Consider the following 17,817-nt stretch of genomic DNA (forward strand, 5'->3'; position numbering starts at 1 on the left):
ATGGGTCGGTGCGCGATGAAATTCCACTCGATACGCTTCAAGATACTCGGCGGTTTTGCGTCGATGCTCGTGCTAATCCTCGTTCTCGCGGTCACCTCTTTTGGCGGCGTCAACCGGATTACCGAGACTTTTCAGGATTATCGCGGGGCGGCGCGCCAGTCGGCGCTCGCCAAGGAAATGTCGCTTGCGCTGACGCAGATGCGGTTCCGGCTGGTCTACTGGATGGTGACGCGCGCGCCCTCGCAGGCGGCGGCGTTCAAGGAACAATATCAGCAGCTCATGGACACGAATGCGACGGCGAAGTCGGTGCTGCCCGATCCCGCGGTCCAGCAGCGGCTGACGGAAATCGACCAGCTTGTGAACAACTATGCCGCCGGAATGGACGGGATGATCCGGGAACATGCCCGCGCCGGCGCCGCCATGGCGCAGCTTGCGACCCTGCAGACCGGGCTGCGCAACGCCGCGACCCGGATGATTTCCGCCGCGCCCGACGATGCGCGTCAGGCGATGGCGGCGGGTATGCTGGTCGAAAAGGCGCTCGAAATCCGCATCCGGACCTATGATTTTACCCGCGACATCCAGCCCGATCAGGTCGGCCTGGTCCAGACTGCCGTGGAAGAGGCCCGCGCGCTGAACCGCGAAATCGGCGGTCGCGCGCTGACGGCGGAGACCCGCGCGCTCTCGGCGGAATTCAGCACGGCCCTCGACAGCTATGGCCAGTGGCTGACCGCCTATTCCGAAGCGCTGCAAGAGCGGGAACTGATCTTTGCCCGGGAACTGGTTCCGCTCGGTCCGCAACTGAACGAGATCTTCACCGACTTGGCGACCAGCGCTGACAACAGCCGCGACAGGCTGGGCGCGCTTGGCGTGGAACAGTCCGCAGCGACGATTTCTCTCGTCCTCGCGATCAGCGCCGCCTGTCTGCTGGCCGGGCTCACCATCGGCACGATCCTCGGGCATCGCATCTCGCGCGGCGTGGTGGGGATTTCGCACGCGATCGCCGAGATCGGCCGCCAACGCTATGATACCCCCGTTCCGGGCACGACGTCGAAGGATGAAATCGGCACGATCGCCCGCAACCTCACGGATTTCCGCGATCGCCTGGCCGAGTCCGAACAACAGCAGACCGTGCAGCGTCGCCGACAGCAGGAGCAGGAGCGGGTCGTCCGTGATCTGACCGCCGGGTTGGAGCGTCTGGCACAGGGCGATCTGACCAGCCCCATCGACAGCCCGCCCTCTGACCCGTTCCCGCAGGAATACGAGGCCCTGCGCGCGACCTTCAACGAACTTGTCCGCAGCCTGTCGGAGATCATCACGTCGATCACCGAAAGCGCCAGCGGCGTGCGCAGCGGCGCCAGCGAGGTCAGCCAGGTCGCGCAGGATCTCTCCTCCCGCGCGGAAACACAGGCGGCCACGCTGGAACAGTCGGCGGCAGCCCTGGGCGAGGTGACGGCAAGCGTCCGCTCGACCGCCGACAAGGCCGCGCAGGCCGACCGCGCGACGCTGGAAAACAAGCGCGAGGCAGAGGCAGGCGGCGCCGTGGTGCGCGAAGCGGTCGATGCCATGCGCAAGATCGAAAAATCCTCGGCCCAGATCACCCGCATCATCGGCGTGATCGACGATATCAGCTTCCAGACCAACCTTCTGGCGCTGAACGCAGGCGTCGAGGCCGCACGGGCCGGTGAGGCCGGGCGCGGCTTTGCCGTCGTCGCCTCCGAGGTGCGGGCGCTCGCGCAGCGCGCCTCGGATTCCGCCAAGGAGATCAAGGCCCTGATCTCCGAAAGCTCGCAGCAGGTCGCCGAGGGCAGCGCCTTGGTCGGCAAGACGGGTGAGAGTCTGGGGGACATCCTGCGCCGGGTCTCCGAAGTGTCGGCCCTCGTCTCGGAAATCGCGGGCATGGCGCGGGAACAGGCGCGGGGACTGGGTGAGATCAACACTGGCGTTAACCAGATCGACACGGTCACGCAGCAGAACGCCGCCGTGGCCGAGGAATCGACAGCCGCCGCACACTCACTTCTCAATGAGGCCGATCAGCTGACCGAGGCTCTGTCGGGGTTTCGGGTTTCAGGCGGCCAACGCGGACAGGTCATGCCGCTCGCGCCAGCGACAGAGGCGCCCTTCCGCCCGGCCCGCACGGGGACATGAAAGCCACCAGGAGCAACACCGCGTTCTGTTGAGAGTGGATGACAGAGCCGTCCGCTTCCGCCGAAATATGCGGACGCGGACGCCGCTCGGGCGAGGACCGATGCGCCCCTTGCAGCGCCCACCAGCAGGACCACGAACGCAGGGGCTTTGCCTTTCCCCCTGATCGCCAAAGGCCTGTCCACAGCAGCCCTTGGCTGCACCCCCACCGGGGCATGGGCTGCAATACCGCCGTCGAGGATACCGTGGACACCGGATGGAAGCTGGCAGCCATTCTTACGGACAGGGTGGCGGTAGGTTGCCGGACAGCGACGAGCCCGAACGTCGTCCCGTGGCGCTGCGCAATACGCGCTTTGCGCTGGCACTCGCGGCCGGTGTCGGCCTTTAGCGTCCCTCGCCAGCGATGGCCCAGGCGGGCCCGGCCGGAGAAGGCGGCGCGCAGGGCATTATCTGGAACGTCACGCCGCTCAGGAATTTCATATACGCGGTTTCACCTTCGGTGCCCGGTATCCCGGCTCGGATGTGATTGATGCCGGAACCCCGCCCCGCCGCACGCGCCGTCAGCCTATGTTCCCGCCGCGAAGCCCGGCGGCCGGGCACCCCGTCTGGCGACAGAACGATTGCTCGCTGTTCGAGAGGCCGGGGTTCGACAGGCCGGGGTTCGAAGGGTCCTTGCTGCGCCTCGGCGGCAGCGATGACACCATTACCACCATCGGGGCCTATCGCGCAAGCCACGGACATTTGGTTGACGATCGTCGACCTGCGGGATTGCCCCGAAGCCGTCGATCTATACGAGACGGATTTTGGCTAGGTCCACCGCGATCAGATCGTCGCCTGGCGGCGGAACGAGGCCGATTCCGAGGCGGTGCACGTGATCCTCGGACGGGCGCAGGGTCGCGGCTGATCCGGTCCGACCCCGATCCCGGCGCCGCCGCTCGCGGCACCTGCCAGGCCTTTACGCCAAATGTCGCTGGCGCTCCGGGATGCCGCGCGGACCGGCTTTCCCGGACCCGCGCGGCAAGGAAACGTCATTCAACCGCCGAGGCAGCCTGCCGGATCACATCGGCGACTTCGTCGGGGCTGGTCATCGGCAGCATGTGACCATTCTCGATCTCGACAACCGTCGAACCGGCCCGCTCTGCCATCTGCCGCTGCAAGTCGGGGGCGATGACCCCGTCGTCTGTCGCGATGGCCGACCAGCTCGGCTTGTCGTTCCAGGCCGCCGTCGTGCTCTCATACGCAAAGATCGACAGGTTGGACGCAGCCTGAGACCTTGCCGTGAAGAGCGCTTCTTCATCGGAAAGACCATTGGCAACGAAAGAGAGCCAGGCGTCCTCGTTCACAAGGTAATGGCCATCCTCGAAGATCCGGATCGTGTCACCCGTGAAACCGGTCGGCATGGAGGCTGACAGCGCGCCGGTGCTTTCGCCGACATCGGGCTGGAACGCCGCGACATAGACGAGGCCTCTGACATTCGGGTCGTCGCCGGCTTCGCCGATGACAAGCCCGCCATAGGAATGGCCGACCAGGATCATCGGCCCTTCCTGAATGCCGATGATCCGCCGGACCGCTGCAATGTCGTCCTCGACCGAGGTCATGGGCAATTGCACCACCGTGACGGAATACTCGTCATCGGCAAGGCTGTCATATACCTTGCGCCACGTCGTGCCGTCGATATTCGCGCCATGCACCAGAACGATGTTGTTCACATCGGCGAGCAAGGCGCCCGGCTGGGCCGTCATGGCCCCAAGAGCCACGGCCCCGGAAATCAGGAGTGTTTTTAGGTTGGGCATGAGGGGGTTGGTCCATTCGCTGGTTGCGTTGTGGGTTGTATTTGCCAGATAGTCTTTGCCGGATGGACGCGGTATTCCGATTAATATGATTGACCATATTAGCGAGGCTTATGAATGGATCGTCGCGACCTGTCAGATCTGTTGTTGTTCCAGATCGTGGCCGAAGAAGGGAATTTTACCCGCGCCGCCCTGAGGCTTGGACGGTCGCAATCCGCAATAAGCCAGGCGATCGGCGCCCTGGAGCGGCGCATCGGGGTGCCGCTGCTGGCGCGCACCACCAGGAGCGTACGCCCGACCGAGGCCGGGCAGCGCCTGCTGAGATCGCTGTCGCCCGGTCTGCGGCTGATCGAAGAGGGGTTGACCGAGCTGAAAGAGGCACGCAGCGGCGTGGTAGGCGCCCTGCGCCTGACGGCCGTCGAGTACCCGGCGAGGGCAATCATGATCCCGCTACTGACTGGTTTTCTGGAACGGTATCCGAACGTAACCGTGGATCTGCATGTCAGCGACCGATTGACCGACATCGTCGGCGCCGGGTTTGATGCCGGGATTCGGCTGGGCGCGCATCTGGAACAGGATATGGCGGTGGTCCCGCTCGGCCCTGACGTGCGGGCGACGGTGATCGCGTCACCGGATTACTTTGCCCGACGCGGCAAGCCGAAGCGGTTGGAGGACCTCGCTGACCATTCCTGCCTGAACTACCGGATGCCAAGCCACGGCAACCTGTTCCGGTGGTCGTTTCTCCAGGGCGAACGCCGGGTCGAAATGGCGGTCAAGGGGCCGCTTGTCACCAATGATGCGCATGTGATGATCGAGGCCGCCCTTGCGGGGAACGGGCTGAGCTACATGTTCGAGCCGTTTGTCTCCGAACATTTGGCAGCAGGCCGGCTGGAGACCTGTCTGGAGGAGTTCTGCCCGCTCTGGTCCGGCTATCATCTGTACTACCCGGGACGAAATCAGAAGTCCGCGGCCCTTGCGGCATTGATCGATTATCTGCAGTCCAGTCGACGCCGCGGGATCTGAGCGCTCCGCTGATCCGCCGGTCCCTGCCCGTCAGCGCCGCCACCGGGAAACCGTTGGCAGGTCAGCGCCGGTCAGCTCATCTCCCGCAACCTCGATCGCCATCAGCGAGCCGAGCTTGTCTCCGCCAAAACAAGGCGAAAGTCGCGATCGACCTTCTCGCTGCAGCCCTTGGCAGTAGCAGCCTCGAACACAGTCGCAGCCTGCTAGACGGCGACACACCACAGTGCGGCGTGGCCGCCAAGGTCGCGAAGCACCATCCTGAGGGCGACCGGGGCGGATCGAGGTTCAGCCGTGGCTTTACCTTTTCACGGGCTGCATCCTCATGTCGCTTCTGCTATCGGTGCTCAGCGCAAGACGAGGGGCCTGATGGCAAAGAGTTCAACCTTTACCTGCACCGCCTGCGGCGCGGTCCACAAGAAATGGGCCGGGCGCTGCGACGCCTGCGGCGCATGGAACACCATCGTCGAGGAGGCACCGCTGTCCGCCGGGTCGAAAAGCCTCGGGGCCGCGCGGGGCCGTCAGGTGCCGTTGACCGACCTCGCGACCGAGGAACCTCCGCCCCCCCGCACCACCTCGGGGCTTGAGGAACTGGACCGCGTGCTGGGGGGCGGCCTTGTGCCCGCCTCGGCGATCCTTGTGGGGGGCGATCCGGGGATCGGGAAATCGACGCTCCTGCTTCAAGCGGCGGCGAGCTTTGCGCGCGCGGGGCTGAAATGTCTTTATATCTCGGGCGAGGAAGCCAGCGCGCAGGTGCGGATGCGGGCGCAGCGCCTCGGTCTGGTCGATGCACCCGTCCAGCTGGGTGCCGAAACCAACCTGCGCGATATTCTCACGACGCTGGATACCGAGCGCCCGGCCCTTGCCATCATCGATTCCATCCAGACCATGTGGGCCGATCATGTAGAGAGCGCGCCGGGCTCGGTCGCGCAGGTCCGTCAGGCCGCGCACGAGCTTGTGACCTTTGCCAAGCGGCGCGGCGTTTCGGTCATCATCGTCGGCCATGTCACCAAGGAAGGCCAGATCGCCGGCCCCCGCGTGGTCGAACACATGGTCGACACGGTGCTCTATTTCGAGGGCGAGCGCGGCCATCAGTTCCGTATCCTGCGCGCGGTCAAGAACCGTTTCGGCCCGGCGGATGAGATCGGGGTTTTCGAGATGACGGGCGGCGGGCTGGCGCAGGTCACCAACCCCTCGGCGCTGTTCCTGTCGGAACGCGATCAGCCGAGTGCCGGGTCGGTCGTCTTTGCCGGTATCGAGGGCACGCGCCCTGTGCTGGTTGAGTTTCAGGCCCTTGTCGCGCCCTCGCCGCTGGGCACGCCCCGGCGCACGGTGGTGGGCTGGGACGGCGGGCGGCTTGCCATGATCCTGGCGGTGCTGGAATCCCGCTGCGGCATCCCGTTTGCCGGGCTCGACGTCTATCTCAACGTGGCGGGCGGGCTGCGCATCAACGAACCCGCCGCCGACCTTGCTGTTGCGGCCGCGCTTCTGTCCGCGCGCGAGGATGTTGCACTGCCCGCGGATACCGTCGTTTTCGGTGAGATTTCGCTATCCGGCGCGCTGCGCCCGGTGGGCCAGACGGAAAACAGGTTGAAAGAGGCGCAAAAACTTGGTTTCACGCAGGCAATTGTGCCCGGTCGCAGCAAGACCGGCGGCGGTGAGGGGCTGACGATCCGGGAAATGACGGATCTGACGACTTTCGTGGGCGATATGTTCGGGGCGGGCTGATCCCGCGGTCAGGAGAATAACGGATGGACGGTTTCACCATCGTGGACGGCGTCGTTGCCGGCATCATCGTCATCTCGGCGATCCTCGCCTATTCGCGCGGGCTCGTGCGCGAGGTCATGGCCATCGCGGGCTGGGTCGCGGCCGCGATCCTCGCCTTCATGTTCGCACCCGCGGTCGAACCCCTTGTGCGTGAGATCCCCGGTCTCGGGCGGTTTCTGGGCGAAAGCTGCGAGCTCAGCATGATCGCGGCCTTTGCGGGCGTGTTCGCGCTGGCGCTTGTGGTCGTGTCGCTCTTCACGCCGCTCTTTTCCTCGGCCATCCAGCGCAGCGCGCTTGGCGGCGTCGATCAGGGGCTCGGCTTTCTCTTTGGCGTGGCGCGCGGTGTCCTGCTGGTGGCGGTCGCGCTGCTGGTCTACGACCGCGCGATGGCGCAGGCCTCGATCCCGGCGATCGACAACAGCCAGAGCGCGCAGATCTTTGCCGGCTTCCGCCAGAACCTCGACCAGAGCATTCCGGACGACGCGCCCGGCTGGATCGTCGTGCGTTATGAACAACTGATGGGCAACTGCACCCGGTAACGGCCCGTTCACGGCCAAGTGCATGACAGGGTTGCGACGTTCCCGGGTGACAGCGGGCGGATGAACCACTACATGGAGCGAGCCTGACCCCAGAGGATTCGGAGGACAGACGCAATGCGTCAACTGCCAGCCCAACCGTTCCGCAGCCATCCGTTCGACGACGACAAGCTCAAGGAAGAATGCGGCGTCTTTGGCGTGATCGGCGTCGCCGACGCGGCCAATTTCGTGGCGCTCGGGATGCACGCCCTTCAGCACCGGGGACAAGAGGCCGGCGGCATCGTCGCGCATGATCCGGTCGAGGGCTTCAACTCGGCTCGACGGTTCGGCTATGTGCGCGACAACTTCACCAAGGCCAGCCTGATGGAGACGCTGCCGGGCCCGATCGGCATCGGCCATGTCCGATACTCCACCGCCGGGTCCAAGGGGAACACCGCGATCCGCGACGTGCAGCCCTTTTTCGGTGAGTTTTCCATGGGCGGCTGCGCCATCGCCCATAACGGCAACATCACGAACGCAGCCGCGCTGCGCCGCGAACTGATCGAGCGCGGCTCGATCTTTCAATCCTCCTCGGACAGCGAGTGCATCATCCACCTGATGGCGCGCTCGATCCAGAAGAACATCCCCGAACGGATGAAGGACGCGCTCCGCCGGGTCGAGGGGGCGTTTTCCGTGGTCGCGATGACCCGCACGAAACTCATCGGCGTACGCGACCCGCTGGGCGTGCGCCCGCTGGTTCTGGGCCGTGTGGGCGAGGGCTGGGCGCTCTCGTCCGAGACCTGCGGGCTCGACATCATCGGCGCCGAGTTCATCCGGGAAATCGACCCCGGCGAAATGGTCGTGATCGACGCGAAGGGAATCGAGAGTTTCCGGCCCTTCGAGCAGCGCAAGTCGCGCTTCTGCATCTTCGAGCATGTCTATTTCTCTCGGCCCGACTCGATCCTCGGCGGGCGGTCGGTCTATGAGACGCGCCGCCAGATCGGCGTCGAGCTTGCCAAGGAAGCCCCGGTCGAGGCCGATCTGGTCTGCCCGGTACCCGACAGCGGAACACCGGCAGCCATCGGGTATTCGCAGGAATCCGGCATTCCCTATGCGATGGGCATCATCCGGAACCAGTATATGGGCCGGACCTTCATCGAACCGACCGAGCAGATCCGCAACATGGGCGTGCGGCTCAAGCTCAATGTGAACCGGGGGCTGATCAAGGGCAAGCGGATCATTCTGGTGGACGACTCGGTGGTGCGCGGCACCACGTCGATGAAGATCAAGGAGATGATCCTCGATGCCGGTGCCGCCGAGGTGCATTTCCGCATCGCCTCCCCGCCCACGGCATGGCCGTGCTTCTATGGCGTCGACACGCCGGAAAAGGAAAAACTGCTCGCCTCGACCATGACAGAGGATGAGATGCGCGATTTCATCGGGGTCGACAGCCTCAAGTTCATCTCGCTCGACGGGCTTTATCGGGCGGCGGGCGAGGCAAAAGGCCGCGACAATGCGAGCCCGCAATATTGCGACGCCTGTTTCTCCGGCGACTATCCCGTCGCGCCGTCCGACCAGCTGGAGAAGGGCTTTCAGCTCAAGGCCGCCGAATGACCAAACCGGTGGTGCGGCTCCGCCCGCACCATTTCCGTTGCGCGCTCGGGTATGAGGGCAAGGGCTATTCGCCCGATTTCACCCGCAACATGACCGAGGTGGTGATGGGTCGCCTGCGCGCGCCCGGTGGCGGCGAGGTGATGATCGAGGTCACGGGCGCCGCCGATACGCTCTGCGCCCCCTGTCCGCGCCGGCGCGGCACGGGATGCGAGGCGCAGGCAAAGATCGACGCCCTGGACATGGCCCATGCAGGCGCGCTGCGTCTGGCACCGGGCGACCGCGTGACCTGGGGCGAGGCAAAGCGACGGATCGTTGAGCGGGTCGCGCCCGGCGATCTGCCCCGCATCTGCGCGGGCTGCGCCTGGCAGGCCGGCGGCATGTGCGAGGCTGCGCTGACGCGTTTGCACGCCGATCCCTGACCCGCGACGTCTTTACCAGAGCTTGACGCCCGGCAGCCGCGCGGACTGGGTGATCCATTCCGTCAGCAGATCTTCGTCCAGCGCGTCCCCTTCTGCGATGTTGAGATACCGCACCCCTTCCACCTTCGAGGCACCCGGGGGCACCGGCACAAGGTCGGTGCCGCGCATGAAGGTCAGTTGCACATGATTGCGGTAGCAGTAGATCGAAAAGAACCAGCCATCCTCTTTGCCGTAAAGCGGCGTATTCCAGCGAACGGCCTTGCGAACGGCGGGAAAGCTTTGGGTGACGATGCGATCCAGCCGTTCACCCACGCCACGTTTCCAGCCGGGCATCGCTTCAATATAGGCGTGGACCGGCCCTTCCCCATCGCCCTTCGGGATTTGCGGATTGCCGCTGGAAAGCAGTTTGGGCGCGTCGTCCTGCATCACCTTTATTCCCGTCGCTACTCGCCCCGTCAGTCTGACGGATAATTCCGCCCGGGCAAAATGAAAAACCCCGCGCCACCAGGGCGCGGGGTCGATGATCGCCTTGGTTGAAAGTCTCAGCCGCGCGCCGACAGCGCCTTCCAGCCGCCGGCCACGGCCAGCGCGGCGATGGCCGATTTCACCACGCCACCGATCAGGAACGGCAGCACGGCCGCGTCGAAGGCGCCGCCCAGCGACAGCGGCGTCACGGCGTAAAGCCAGAACATGCCGGGCACGAAAAGCAGCGTCGCCGGCACCAGTGCTGCGACAAAGAGCCGGGCAAAGCCGCGATCAAACCCACGCTCGACCATCAGGCCGGTCGCCCAGGCCATCGCGATGAAGCCCATCAGGAACCCGCCCGTCGGCCCGACAAGGTGATGCGCCCCGGCGCCGCCCCCTGCAAAGACCGGCAGGCCCATCGCCCCCTCGATCAGGTAGGCCACCATGGTTGCCGCCGCCAGCCGCGACCCGTAGGTCAGCCCGATCACCGAGATGGCGAGCGTCTGCAGCGTCATCGGGACGGGGAACATCGGCACGCTTACTTGCGCGGAAAGCCCCATGATGAGCGAGCCGCCCAGCACCAGCATGATCTGCGAAAGAAGCGTGTTCTGGCCACCGAGCGCGGCGGAAAGTGTGGAAGAACGGTTCATGGGGTCGGGCCCTCCGGCTTGAATTCCTTTGCACCGTTATTCCGCGCGGCCCGGATGCTGTCAATGTCGCAGGCGGCGCACGGCGCGCGTTTGGCCTTGCCCAGCCATTCCCGGGGTGCCATTAGAGCGCCATGAACACGACCACTACCGCCCCGATCGCACTTGTCACCGGCGCTTCCCGCGGGATCGGCGCAGCCCTTTCCGAAGGCCTCGCCGCCCGTGGCTGGCATGTCATCGCCGTCGCCCGCACGGTGGGCGCGCTGGAAGAGCTCGATGACCGGATCAAGGCGGTCGGCGGGTCGGCCACGCTTGCCCCCATGGACATCACGAATGAAGATGCGATGCGCCATCTCTGCCGGTCGGTGCATGATCGCTGGGGGCGGGTCGATCTGTGGGTCCATGCAGCGATCCACGCGCCGCCGCTGTCGCCCGCCGGGCATGTCGCGATCAAGGACTGGGACAAGTCCATCGCCGTCAACGCCCGCGCGACCGGCATACTGATCCCGATGGTCGAGCCGCTGCTGCGGGCATCCGACCGGGGCACCGCGCTTTTCCTCGACGACCCGCGCGCGGGCGAGAAGTTCTTTGGCGCCTATGGGGCGTCCAAGGCCGCCCAGATGGCGCTGGCCCGCAGCTGGCAGGCCGAAGGCGCCCGGATCGGCCCCCGCGTCGTGATCGCTGCGCCCGCGCCTATGCCTACGGCGACCCGTGCCCGCTTTTTCCCCGGTGAGGACCGCGAAAGCCTCTCGGCGCCGCGCGATGAGGCAGAGAAGATACTCGCCGCGCTCTGAACGCCCCGCGAACCCTTTACGCCCCCCGCCCGTGCGACTAATCAGGGGCGGCAGGCAAAGGGGGCACCATGCGCATTCTCATCACCAATGACGACGGCATAAATGCACCCGGGCTCGCCGTGCTGGCCGAGATCGCCCATGACATCGCCGGACCGGATGGCGAGGTCTGGACCGTCGCGCCCGCCTTTGAGCAATCGGGCGTCGCGCATTGCATCAGCTATACCCATCCGATGATGATCGCGCGGCTCGACACGCGCCGTTTCGCGGCCGAGGGAAGCCCCGCGGACTGCGTCCTTGCCGGGCTTTACGATGTGCTGGAAGGCGCGCGCCCCGATCTTGTCCTGTCGGGCGTCAACCGGGGCAACAATTCCGCCGAGAACGTGATGTATTCCGGCACCGTGGGCGGCGCGATGGAAGCCGCGCTTCAGGGCCTGCCCGCCATCGCGCTGTCGCAATACATGGGCCCCGCCACGTCCGAGCTTTCCGACCCGTTCGAAGCCGCGCGCCGGCATGGAACGCGTGTGGTCCGAGAGCTGCTGGACAACGGGATCTGGGATCAGGGCGACTATCGCCTGTTCTACAACGTGAACTTCCCCCCCTGCGGAGCCGAGGCCGTGCGCGGTTTGCGCGTGGCACCACAAGGCTATCGCAAGGACAGCTTTTTCGGGGTGGAGCCGCATATCTCCCCGTCAGGGCGCAAGTTTCTCTGGATCACCGGCGGCGCACAGCACATGCCGACGGCACCCGGCACGGATGCGGCGGTCAATCTGGACGGCTATATCTCGGTCACGCCGCTGCGGGCGGATCTCACGGCGCATGATACGCTCGACGCGCTGCGCCAGCGGCTGGAGGAACCCGCCGCATGACCGACCCCGCCGAGAGGACGATGCGTTTTCTTTATGGTCTGCGGTCTGCGGGCGTTACGGATGCGCGGGTTCTTACGGCGATGGAACGGATCGACCGCGGCGCATTTGTGCGGGGCATCTTTGCCGAACGCGCCTATGAGGACATGCCCCTGCCCATCGCCTGCGGCCAGACGATCAGCCAGCCTTCGGTGGTGGGGCTGATGACGCAGGCGCTGCAGGTCAATTCCCGCGACAAGGTGCTGGAGATCGGCACGGGGTCCGGCTATCAGGCGGCGATCCTGTCGCAGCTTGCGCGCCGGGTCTACACCGTCGATCGCCACCGCCGTCTGGTGCGCGAGGCGAGCGAGGTGTTCCAGGCGCTCTCGCTTGCCAATATCACGGCGCTGACCGCCGATGGCAGCTTTGGCCTGCCCGATCAGGCGCCGTTCGACCGCATCATCGTGACTGCCGCCGCCGAGGATCCGCCCAGCCCTCTCTTGGCGCAACTGCGGATCGGGGGTATCATGGTGCTTCCCGTGGGCCAGTCCGATACGGTGCAGCACCTGATCAAGGTGACGAAAACCGAGACCGGGCTGGACTATGAGGAAATGCGCCCGGTGCGTTTTGTTCCGCTGCTCGAAGGGCTGGGGCAGGAATGATCCTGCCACCGGCCCTGCGCGCGCAATTCACCCGCCGCGCGATGCGGCCAATAGCCCGGTGAAGGGCAAAGGATCGAGGTAACAGTCATGCAGAGTACCGCCAACCGTCGCTTGATGAACGGGATCTTTGCCGGGTCCGCCATACTGCTGCTTGCCGCCTGCGGGGGCAACACGATCAGCGGTCCGCGCGACTGGGACCTGCGCGCGCCCGGCGGCGGGATCAATACGGCGGACGCGGCGACGCAGGCAACGCTTGCGCGCCCGCAGCCCGATGCGAACGGCGTCATCACCTATCCGAACTATCAGGTCGCCATCGCGCGCCCGGGCGATACGGTCGCAACGGTGGCGAACCGCATCGGCCTGCCTCCGGCCGAGCTTGCGCAGCATAACGGGCTGGATGCCGATCTGGTGCTCCGCCAGAACGAGGTTCTGGTTCTGCCGCGTCAGGTCGCAAGCGGCGGGATGGGCGGTGAGGCAATGCCCGGCAGCGGCATCGCGACCGAGGCCATCGACATCACCACCCTTGCCGGCAGCGCGATCGACCGCGCCACACCCACTGCCCAACCCGCCGCGGCGAGCGCTGCCCCTGCGCAGGCCTCGGGGCCGGAGCCCGTCCGCCATCAGGTCCGGCGTGGCGAGACCGCCTATGGCATCGCCCGCACCTATAACGTCACGCCTCGCGCGCTGGCGGACTGGAACGGGCTGGGCCCCGACATGGCCGTGCGCGAAGGGCAGTTTCTGCTGATCCCGGTGGCCGACGATACCCGCCGCCAGGCCGCGGTCGCAGCCCCTGCGCCCACCAGCGCGCCGGGTCAGGGGTCGCCGACCCCCGTGCCGCCTTCGGCCTCGGCGCCCTTGCCGGATCCGGCCGCGACGACACCGCCCGCCGCGCCCGCCTCACCCAATATGGGGGAACAACGCACGGCGGCGTCAGGCAGCGCGCGCTTTGCGATGCCGGTCCAGGGCCAGATCATCCGCCCGTTCGAGCCGCGGCGGAACGACGGCGTGGATATCGGGGCCGCCGCCGGCACGACCGTTCAGGCGGCCGATGACGGGACCGTTGCGGCGATCACCCGCGATACCGATCAGGTGCCGATCCTGGTGATCCGCCATAGCGGCAACCTGATGACGGTCTATGCCAATGTGGACAATATCGCAGTGGAACGGGGCGAGACCGTCCGCCGCGGTCAGGCCATCGCGTCGGTACGGGCGGGCAGCCCGTCCTTCGTGCATTTCGAGGTTCGTGACGGCTTTGATGCGGTCGATCCGATGCCCTACCTCCAGTAGGGTCAGATCCGGACGCCGTGACGCCCGGCGAGATCGGTAAAGAACTGCCAGGCGACGCGGCCCGACCGGGCGCCTCGGGTCGCCTGCCACTCGATCGCCTCGGCTCGCAGCTGATCCTCGGGCATATGCAACCCGTGGGCTGCGCAATAGCCGCGGATCATCTCCAGGTATTCGTCCTGGCTACAGGGGTGAAAGCCGAGCCACAGGCCGAACCGATCCGAGAGCGACACTTTCTCTTCCACCGCCTCTGACGGGGAAATGGCACTCGACCTCTCGTTCTCGATCATGTCGCGAGGCATCAGGTGGCGACGGTTCGAGGTCGCGTAGAACAGCACATTTTCGGGCCGCCCCTCGATCCCGCCATCCAGCACAGCCTTGAGCGATTTGTAATGCTGGTCGTCATGGCTGAACGACAGGTCGTCGCAGAACAGAAGAAACCGCGCATCCGCCCCGCGCAACAGGTTCAGCAGCCGCCCCACGCTGGGCAGATCCTCGCGCTGCATCTCGACGATCGCAAGACGGTGCCCTTGGCGCAGAACCTCGGCATGGACGGCCTTCACGAGGCTCGACTTGCCCATGCCCCGCGCGCCCCACAAAAGCGCGTTGTTCGCCGGAAACCCGCGCGCGAACTGAAGCGTGTTGGTCAGAAGCGTGTCGCGCGCCCGGTCCACCCCCACAAGCAGTGACAGATCGACCCGCGACACCTGGGGCACCGGGTCGAGCCGGTCCGGCGCCACATGCCACACAAAGGCCGAGGCAGCGCCGAAATCCGGCGCGGGTTGTGGCGGCGGCGAGATACGTTCCAGCGCATCGGCCAGACGGCGCAACGCGTCGTCACTCATGCACCTGCCTCATCGTCATCAAGCAATCCCTGCGCCCGCAGATCGTCGTTGCGCTTACGCTCAACCCTTTTGATGAGGAGGATCGAAATTTCGTAAAGCCCATAGACGACGGTAAAGAGGATCACCTGCGAGATGACATCCGGCGGCGTCAGCACTGCCGCCACGGCAAGAATACCCACCACCGCATATTTGCGCATCTCGCCCAGACCGGCCGCCGAGACAAGACCGGCCTTGCCCATCAATGTCAGAAGCACCGGAAGCTGGAAACAGATCCCGAAGGCAAAGATGAACTTGAGCGAGAGATCGAGCGATTCCCGCACCGATCCAAGGAAGACCGTCGAAATCTCGCGCGCGGGGGCGGCAACCTCTGTCACCTCGCCCACGTCATCGCCCGCAAGTATTGTCGCAAGCGCCGGGATCGCGTCGGAAAAGCCGATGAAGAAATTCATCGCCATAGGCGTCACGACGTAATGCGCGAAGGCCGCGCCAATCATGAAAAGCACCGGCGATGCGATGATGAAGGGCAGAAGTGCGTTCTTTTCCGAACGGTAGAGCCCCGGCGCCACGAAACGCCAGAGTTGATGCGCGATGACCGGAAACGCCAGGGCAAAGCCGCCGATGAACGAGATGCGCACAAGGACGAAGAACTTTTCCTGCGGCGCGGTGAAGATCAGCCTCGGGTCCTCGCCCCGTGCGCGCAGCACGTCGGCAATCGGCTCTGACAGGAACTGCAGGATCGGTTCAGCCACCAGAAAGCACAGGATCATCCCGACCGCGAAGGCCAAGACAGACCGGATCAGGCGGGTGCGCAACTCGGCAAGATGCTCGATCAGCGGCGCGCTGCTGTCGTCGATATCGTCGCCCTTCATGCCTTGTCCTTTTCGCCCTCAGGGGCGGCAGCGTCCGGTGCGGGCGCCGGCGGTTCATCAACGGCAGGCGCGGTCGAGGGCACGGCGCCGCCGCTTGCCCGTCGGGCCGCCGCATCGGCACGGGCTGCGCGCGCCGCCGCCTGTTCCGCCGCGAGCTTGGCCGTCGCCTCACCCTGCGCAGGCTTTGGTGCGGCGGACTTTTCAGTCGCCTTGTCCTGTGGATCGCGGGGCCATTTGGCAGCCCGGCGCGGATCGGCCTCCTTGAGGTCGCGCACCGCGTCGTTCACGCTGTCGAGCCCAAGCGCCTTGCCCGAGGTCATGTTCCGCAGGTCGCGCGTGACCTCGCGCATCCCCGCCTCATCTGCGGCATTGTCCATCGCGCGTTGAAATTCACGCGCCATGCCGCGCAGTTTGCCCGTGAACTGCCCGAGTTTGCGAAACATGATCGGCAGATCCTTCGGGCCGACCACGATCAGCGCGACAATCCCGATCACCAGAAGCTCGGTCCAGCCGATGTCCAGCATTTGGTCTATCCTTCAGGGGCAGGTCGCCCCGGTTTCCCCTTGGCCGCGCGCAGAGACGCGCCGCACCGTCGCGGAAGAACGTGTCAGACCTTGTCCTTGGCGGCCTCGGCACGGGCAGCCGTGGCGGGTGCCGGATCGACATGCGGGGTCACATCGCGCGGGGCCTCGAGGCTCTTTTCCTCATCCTCGGCGGAATCCTTGACGCCGCGCTTGAAGGCGGTGATCCCCTTGCCGACCTCGCCCATAAGGCTGCTGATCTTGCCCCGCCCGAAAAGCACCAGCACCACGATGGCGATCAGGAGAAGGCCGGGAAGGCCGATATTGTTGAGCATGTGTCACTCCCTTTTGCCCGCCCGCTGCGCGGGGCGGTTTCATGACACCCCCACATTTACGATCAAGGCGGGCCGGATCAAAGCCCCTATCCATCACATTTGCGGGTTTTCTTCGGGCGAGGCCCGCTGTGCCTATTCCGCAGCCTGCCGACAGGTGGGAAAGACGAAACAGCGGTCCCGGCGAAGCATCAGCCACAGCGTCGTTCCGGCCCGCGGCAGGAACACCCCAGGCACCGTCGCCCGCAGGATCGAGCCATCAAAGTCCATGCGGAATTCGACCAGGCTTTCGCGCCCCATGTAGCGCGCGCGCTGCACCACGCCCCGGGCGGCCTGCCCGTCCTGCGGCGTCGGGTTCGGACCACGGCCCGCACGGTCAAAGTCGATCTTGAGATGCTGTGGCCGGATTGCGATGTCGACCATGCTGCCGTCCGGCAGGCCGGGTGTCAGGAACTTGCCGAAGGGTGTCCGGGTCAGCGCCCCCTGCACCTGCCCGCAAATCACGTTCACATCGGAAAAGAACGCGGCGGCCGCCAAGTCTGCCGGATTGTTGTAGATATTGTAGGGGGCGCCTTGCTGTACCACGCGGCCCGCGCGCATGAGGGCGATCTCATCGGCCATGCGCATCGCCTCATCGGGTTCATGCGTCACCAGAAGAACGGCCGTGCCGGCCTCCTTGAGCAGGTCGAGCGTCGCGTCGCGGATACCATCGCGCAGCCGTTCATCAAGTCCGGAAAAGGGCTCGTCCATCAGCATGACGCGCGGGCGCGGGGCAAGGGCCCGCGCCAGGGCCACGCGCTGCTGCTCTCCGCCCGAAAGTTCGTGCGGATATTTTTCGCCGAAGGTCAAAAGGTTCACCCGCTCCAGCAGCTCGGCGACGCGGCGCGCCTTGTCGGCTTTGGTCCCGGTCAGACCAAAGGCGATGTTGTCGGCGACGCTTAAATGCGGGAAAAGGGCAAAGTCCTGAAACATCAACCCGATGCCGCGCGCCTCTGGGGGGGTGTGGTGGCGGCCGTCGGAAACCGGCACCCCATCGACCAGAACCACGCCGCTGTCCTGACGGTCAACCCCGGCCACGATCCGCAGCGTGGTGGATTTCCCGCAACCCGAAGGCCCCAGAAGGCAGGTCACCTGCCCCGGCGCCACCGAAAGCGTGACATCCTCCACCACATTCCGCCCGCCGAAGCGGCGCGTGAGGTTGCGCAATTCAAGCCGTGGAACCTGCACCGGTCTTGCGGTCTCCGATCAAAACAGTCAGGGACGGAGATAGCAGCCCTGCCCCCGCCCCG

18 protein-coding genes are annotated in these 17,817 nt (G+C 65.8%); 10 read left to right on the forward strand and 8 right to left on the reverse strand.

The features are described from left to right. The first annotated feature begins 15 nt into the window (after nt 1-15). Nucleotides 16-2,145, forward strand: a complete 2,130-nt coding sequence (locus ACFSGJ_RS08290) for a methyl-accepting chemotaxis protein (protein ID WP_390260653.1) — start codon at nt 16-18, stop codon at nt 2,143-2,145. A 1,025-nt stretch (nt 2,146-3,170) separates the two neighbouring features. Here ACFSGJ_RS08290 and ACFSGJ_RS08295 read toward each other — a convergent pair. Next, a complete protein-coding gene (locus ACFSGJ_RS08295) occupies nt 3,171-3,935 on the reverse strand; it encodes an alpha/beta fold hydrolase (protein ID WP_390260655.1) in 765 nt (254 codons plus the stop codon). Nucleotides 3,936-4,049: 114 nt separating this feature from the next. On the opposite strand from ACFSGJ_RS08295, the gene ACFSGJ_RS08300 reads away from it, so the two are divergent. The 5 genes from ACFSGJ_RS08300 to ACFSGJ_RS08320 all read left to right on the forward strand — a co-directional run bounded on the left by ACFSGJ_RS08300 (nt 4,050) and on the right by ACFSGJ_RS08320 (nt 9,267). Beyond that, a complete protein-coding gene (locus ACFSGJ_RS08300; RefSeq protein WP_390260657.1) occupies nt 4,050-4,955 on the forward strand; it encodes a LysR family transcriptional regulator in 906 nt (301 codons plus the stop codon). A gap of 366 nt (nt 4,956-5,321) precedes the next feature. Then, entirely contained in the window at nt 5,322-6,680 is a 1,359-nt protein-coding gene (gene radA / locus ACFSGJ_RS08305) for a DNA repair protein RadA (RefSeq protein WP_390260658.1), read from the forward strand. A gap of 23 nt (nt 6,681-6,703) precedes the next feature. Continuing rightward, complete coding sequence (locus tag ACFSGJ_RS08310; RefSeq protein ID WP_390260660.1) at nt 6,704-7,258, forward strand: CvpA family protein; 555 nt, start codon at nt 6,704-6,706, stop codon at nt 7,256-7,258. A 114-nt stretch (nt 7,259-7,372) separates the two neighbouring features. Further along, nucleotides 7,373-8,848 carry an amidophosphoribosyltransferase gene (purF, locus tag ACFSGJ_RS08315; protein WP_390260662.1) on the forward strand — a complete coding sequence of 492 codons (1,476 nt, stop codon included), beginning with the start codon at nt 7,373-7,375 and terminating at the stop codon, nt 8,846-8,848. After that, a complete protein-coding gene (locus ACFSGJ_RS08320) occupies nt 8,845-9,267 on the forward strand; it encodes a DUF1284 domain-containing protein (RefSeq protein WP_390260664.1) in 423 nt (140 codons plus the stop codon). Before purF ends, ACFSGJ_RS08320 begins: the two co-directional genes overlap by 4 nt. A gap of 12 nt (nt 9,268-9,279) precedes the next feature. Here the strand turns inward: ACFSGJ_RS08320 and ACFSGJ_RS08325 are convergent, their stop codons facing one another. Continuing rightward, entirely contained in the window at nt 9,280-9,693 is a 414-nt protein-coding gene (locus tag ACFSGJ_RS08325; protein ID WP_390260666.1) for a DUF1801 domain-containing protein, read from the reverse strand. A 116-nt stretch (nt 9,694-9,809) separates the two neighbouring features. Beyond that, nucleotides 9,810-10,382, reverse strand: a complete 573-nt coding sequence (locus ACFSGJ_RS08330) for a biotin transporter BioY (RefSeq protein ID WP_390260667.1) — start codon at nt 10,380-10,382, stop codon at nt 9,810-9,812. A gap of 131 nt (nt 10,383-10,513) precedes the next feature. Here ACFSGJ_RS08330 and ACFSGJ_RS08335 point away from each other — a divergent pair, with 131 nt between their 5' ends. The 4 genes from ACFSGJ_RS08335 to ACFSGJ_RS08350 all read left to right on the forward strand — a co-directional run bounded on the left by ACFSGJ_RS08335 (nt 10,514) and on the right by ACFSGJ_RS08350 (nt 13,964). After that, the gene (locus ACFSGJ_RS08335) at nt 10,514-11,173 is read left to right on the forward strand and encodes an SDR family NAD(P)-dependent oxidoreductase (protein WP_390260669.1); all 660 of its coding nucleotides are present in this window, start codon (nt 10,514-10,516) and stop codon (nt 11,171-11,173) included. 68 nt (nt 11,174-11,241) lie between these two features. Continuing rightward, the gene (gene surE / locus ACFSGJ_RS08340; protein WP_390260671.1) at nt 11,242-12,039 is read left to right on the forward strand and encodes a 5'/3'-nucleotidase SurE; all 798 of its coding nucleotides are present in this window, start codon (nt 11,242-11,244) and stop codon (nt 12,037-12,039) included. Beyond that, nucleotides 12,036-12,677, forward strand: coding sequence for a protein-L-isoaspartate(D-aspartate) O-methyltransferase (locus tag ACFSGJ_RS08345; RefSeq protein WP_390260673.1), 642 nt, complete (start codon nt 12,036-12,038; stop codon nt 12,675-12,677). The genes surE and ACFSGJ_RS08345 overlap by 4 nt, the downstream gene beginning before the upstream one ends. An 87-nt stretch (nt 12,678-12,764) precedes the next feature. Further along, the gene (locus ACFSGJ_RS08350; protein ID WP_390260675.1) at nt 12,765-13,964 is read left to right on the forward strand and encodes a peptidoglycan DD-metalloendopeptidase family protein; all 1,200 of its coding nucleotides are present in this window, start codon (nt 12,765-12,767) and stop codon (nt 13,962-13,964) included. Between the two features lie 2 nt (nt 13,965-13,966). Here ACFSGJ_RS08350 and ACFSGJ_RS08355 read toward each other — a convergent pair whose 3' ends face one another. From ACFSGJ_RS08355 to ACFSGJ_RS08375, 5 genes are all read right to left on the reverse strand, one after another. Then, nucleotides 13,967-14,806 (reverse strand): ATP-binding protein, encoded by an 840-nt coding sequence (locus ACFSGJ_RS08355; protein WP_390260677.1) that lies wholly within the window; start codon nt 14,804-14,806, stop codon nt 13,967-13,969. After that, on the reverse strand, nt 14,803-15,675 hold the full coding sequence (gene tatC, locus ACFSGJ_RS08360; RefSeq protein WP_390260679.1) for a twin-arginine translocase subunit TatC: 873 nt from the start codon (nt 15,673-15,675) through the stop codon (nt 14,803-14,805). The genes ACFSGJ_RS08355 and tatC overlap by 4 nt, the downstream gene beginning before the upstream one ends. Then, nucleotides 15,672-16,199 carry a Sec-independent protein translocase protein TatB gene (tatB, locus tag ACFSGJ_RS08365; protein ID WP_390260680.1) on the reverse strand — a complete coding sequence of 176 codons (528 nt, stop codon included), beginning with the start codon at nt 16,197-16,199 and terminating at the stop codon, nt 15,672-15,674. The genes tatC and tatB overlap by 4 nt, the downstream gene beginning before the upstream one ends. Before the next feature lie 83 nt (nt 16,200-16,282). Then, nucleotides 16,283-16,531: a twin-arginine translocase TatA/TatE family subunit gene (locus ACFSGJ_RS08370; protein ID WP_390260682.1), complete on the reverse strand. Its 249-nt coding sequence runs from the start codon at nt 16,529-16,531 to the stop codon at nt 16,283-16,285. A gap of 132 nt (nt 16,532-16,663) precedes the next feature. Beyond that, nucleotides 16,664-17,755 (reverse strand): ABC transporter ATP-binding protein, encoded by a 1,092-nt coding sequence (locus tag ACFSGJ_RS08375; RefSeq protein WP_390260683.1) that lies wholly within the window; start codon nt 17,753-17,755, stop codon nt 16,664-16,666. Nucleotides 17,756-17,817: the final 62 nt, after the last annotated feature.

Origin of the sequence: Halodurantibacterium flavum (assembly GCF_042681825.1) — a bacterium.
GTDB classification, from domain to species: domain Bacteria; phylum Pseudomonadota; class Alphaproteobacteria; order Rhodobacterales; family Rhodobacteraceae; genus Halodurantibacterium; species Halodurantibacterium flavum.

Bases quoted from the DNA above. Each gene is read 5' to 3' on its own strand.
- ACFSGJ_RS08290 (WP_390260653.1), top strand. From the start codon at position 16: ATGAAATTCCACTCGATACGCTTCAAGATACTCGGCGGTTTTGCGTCG.
- ACFSGJ_RS08295 (WP_390260655.1), bottom strand. From the start codon at position 3,935: ATGCCCAACCTAAAAACACTCCTGATTTCCGGGGCCGTGGCTCTTGGG.
- ACFSGJ_RS08300 (WP_390260657.1), top strand. From the start codon at position 4,050: ATGGATCGTCGCGACCTGTCAGATCTGTTGTTGTTCCAGATCGTGGCC.
- radA (WP_390260658.1), top strand. From the start codon at position 5,322: ATGGCAAAGAGTTCAACCTTTACCTGCACCGCCTGCGGCGCGGTCCAC.
- ACFSGJ_RS08310 (WP_390260660.1), top strand. From the start codon at position 6,704: ATGGACGGTTTCACCATCGTGGACGGCGTCGTTGCCGGCATCATCGTC.
- purF (WP_390260662.1), top strand. From the start codon at position 7,373: ATGCGTCAACTGCCAGCCCAACCGTTCCGCAGCCATCCGTTCGACGAC.
- ACFSGJ_RS08320 (WP_390260664.1), top strand. From the start codon at position 8,845: ATGACCAAACCGGTGGTGCGGCTCCGCCCGCACCATTTCCGTTGCGCG.
- ACFSGJ_RS08325 (WP_390260666.1), bottom strand. From the start codon at position 9,693: ATGCAGGACGACGCGCCCAAACTGCTTTCCAGCGGCAATCCGCAAATC.
- ACFSGJ_RS08330 (WP_390260667.1), bottom strand. From the start codon at position 10,382: ATGAACCGTTCTTCCACACTTTCCGCCGCGCTCGGTGGCCAGAACACG.
- ACFSGJ_RS08335 (WP_390260669.1), top strand. From the start codon at position 10,514: ATGAACACGACCACTACCGCCCCGATCGCACTTGTCACCGGCGCTTCC.
- surE (WP_390260671.1), top strand. From the start codon at position 11,242: ATGCGCATTCTCATCACCAATGACGACGGCATAAATGCACCCGGGCTC.
- ACFSGJ_RS08345 (WP_390260673.1), top strand. From the start codon at position 12,036: ATGACCGACCCCGCCGAGAGGACGATGCGTTTTCTTTATGGTCTGCGG.
- ACFSGJ_RS08350 (WP_390260675.1), top strand. From the start codon at position 12,765: ATGCAGAGTACCGCCAACCGTCGCTTGATGAACGGGATCTTTGCCGGG.
- ACFSGJ_RS08355 (WP_390260677.1), bottom strand. From the start codon at position 14,806: ATGAGTGACGACGCGTTGCGCCGTCTGGCCGATGCGCTGGAACGTATC.
- tatC (WP_390260679.1), bottom strand. From the start codon at position 15,675: ATGAAGGGCGACGATATCGACGACAGCAGCGCGCCGCTGATCGAGCAT.
- tatB (WP_390260680.1), bottom strand. From the start codon at position 16,199: ATGCTGGACATCGGCTGGACCGAGCTTCTGGTGATCGGGATTGTCGCG.
- ACFSGJ_RS08370 (WP_390260682.1), bottom strand. From the start codon at position 16,531: ATGCTCAACAATATCGGCCTTCCCGGCCTTCTCCTGATCGCCATCGTG.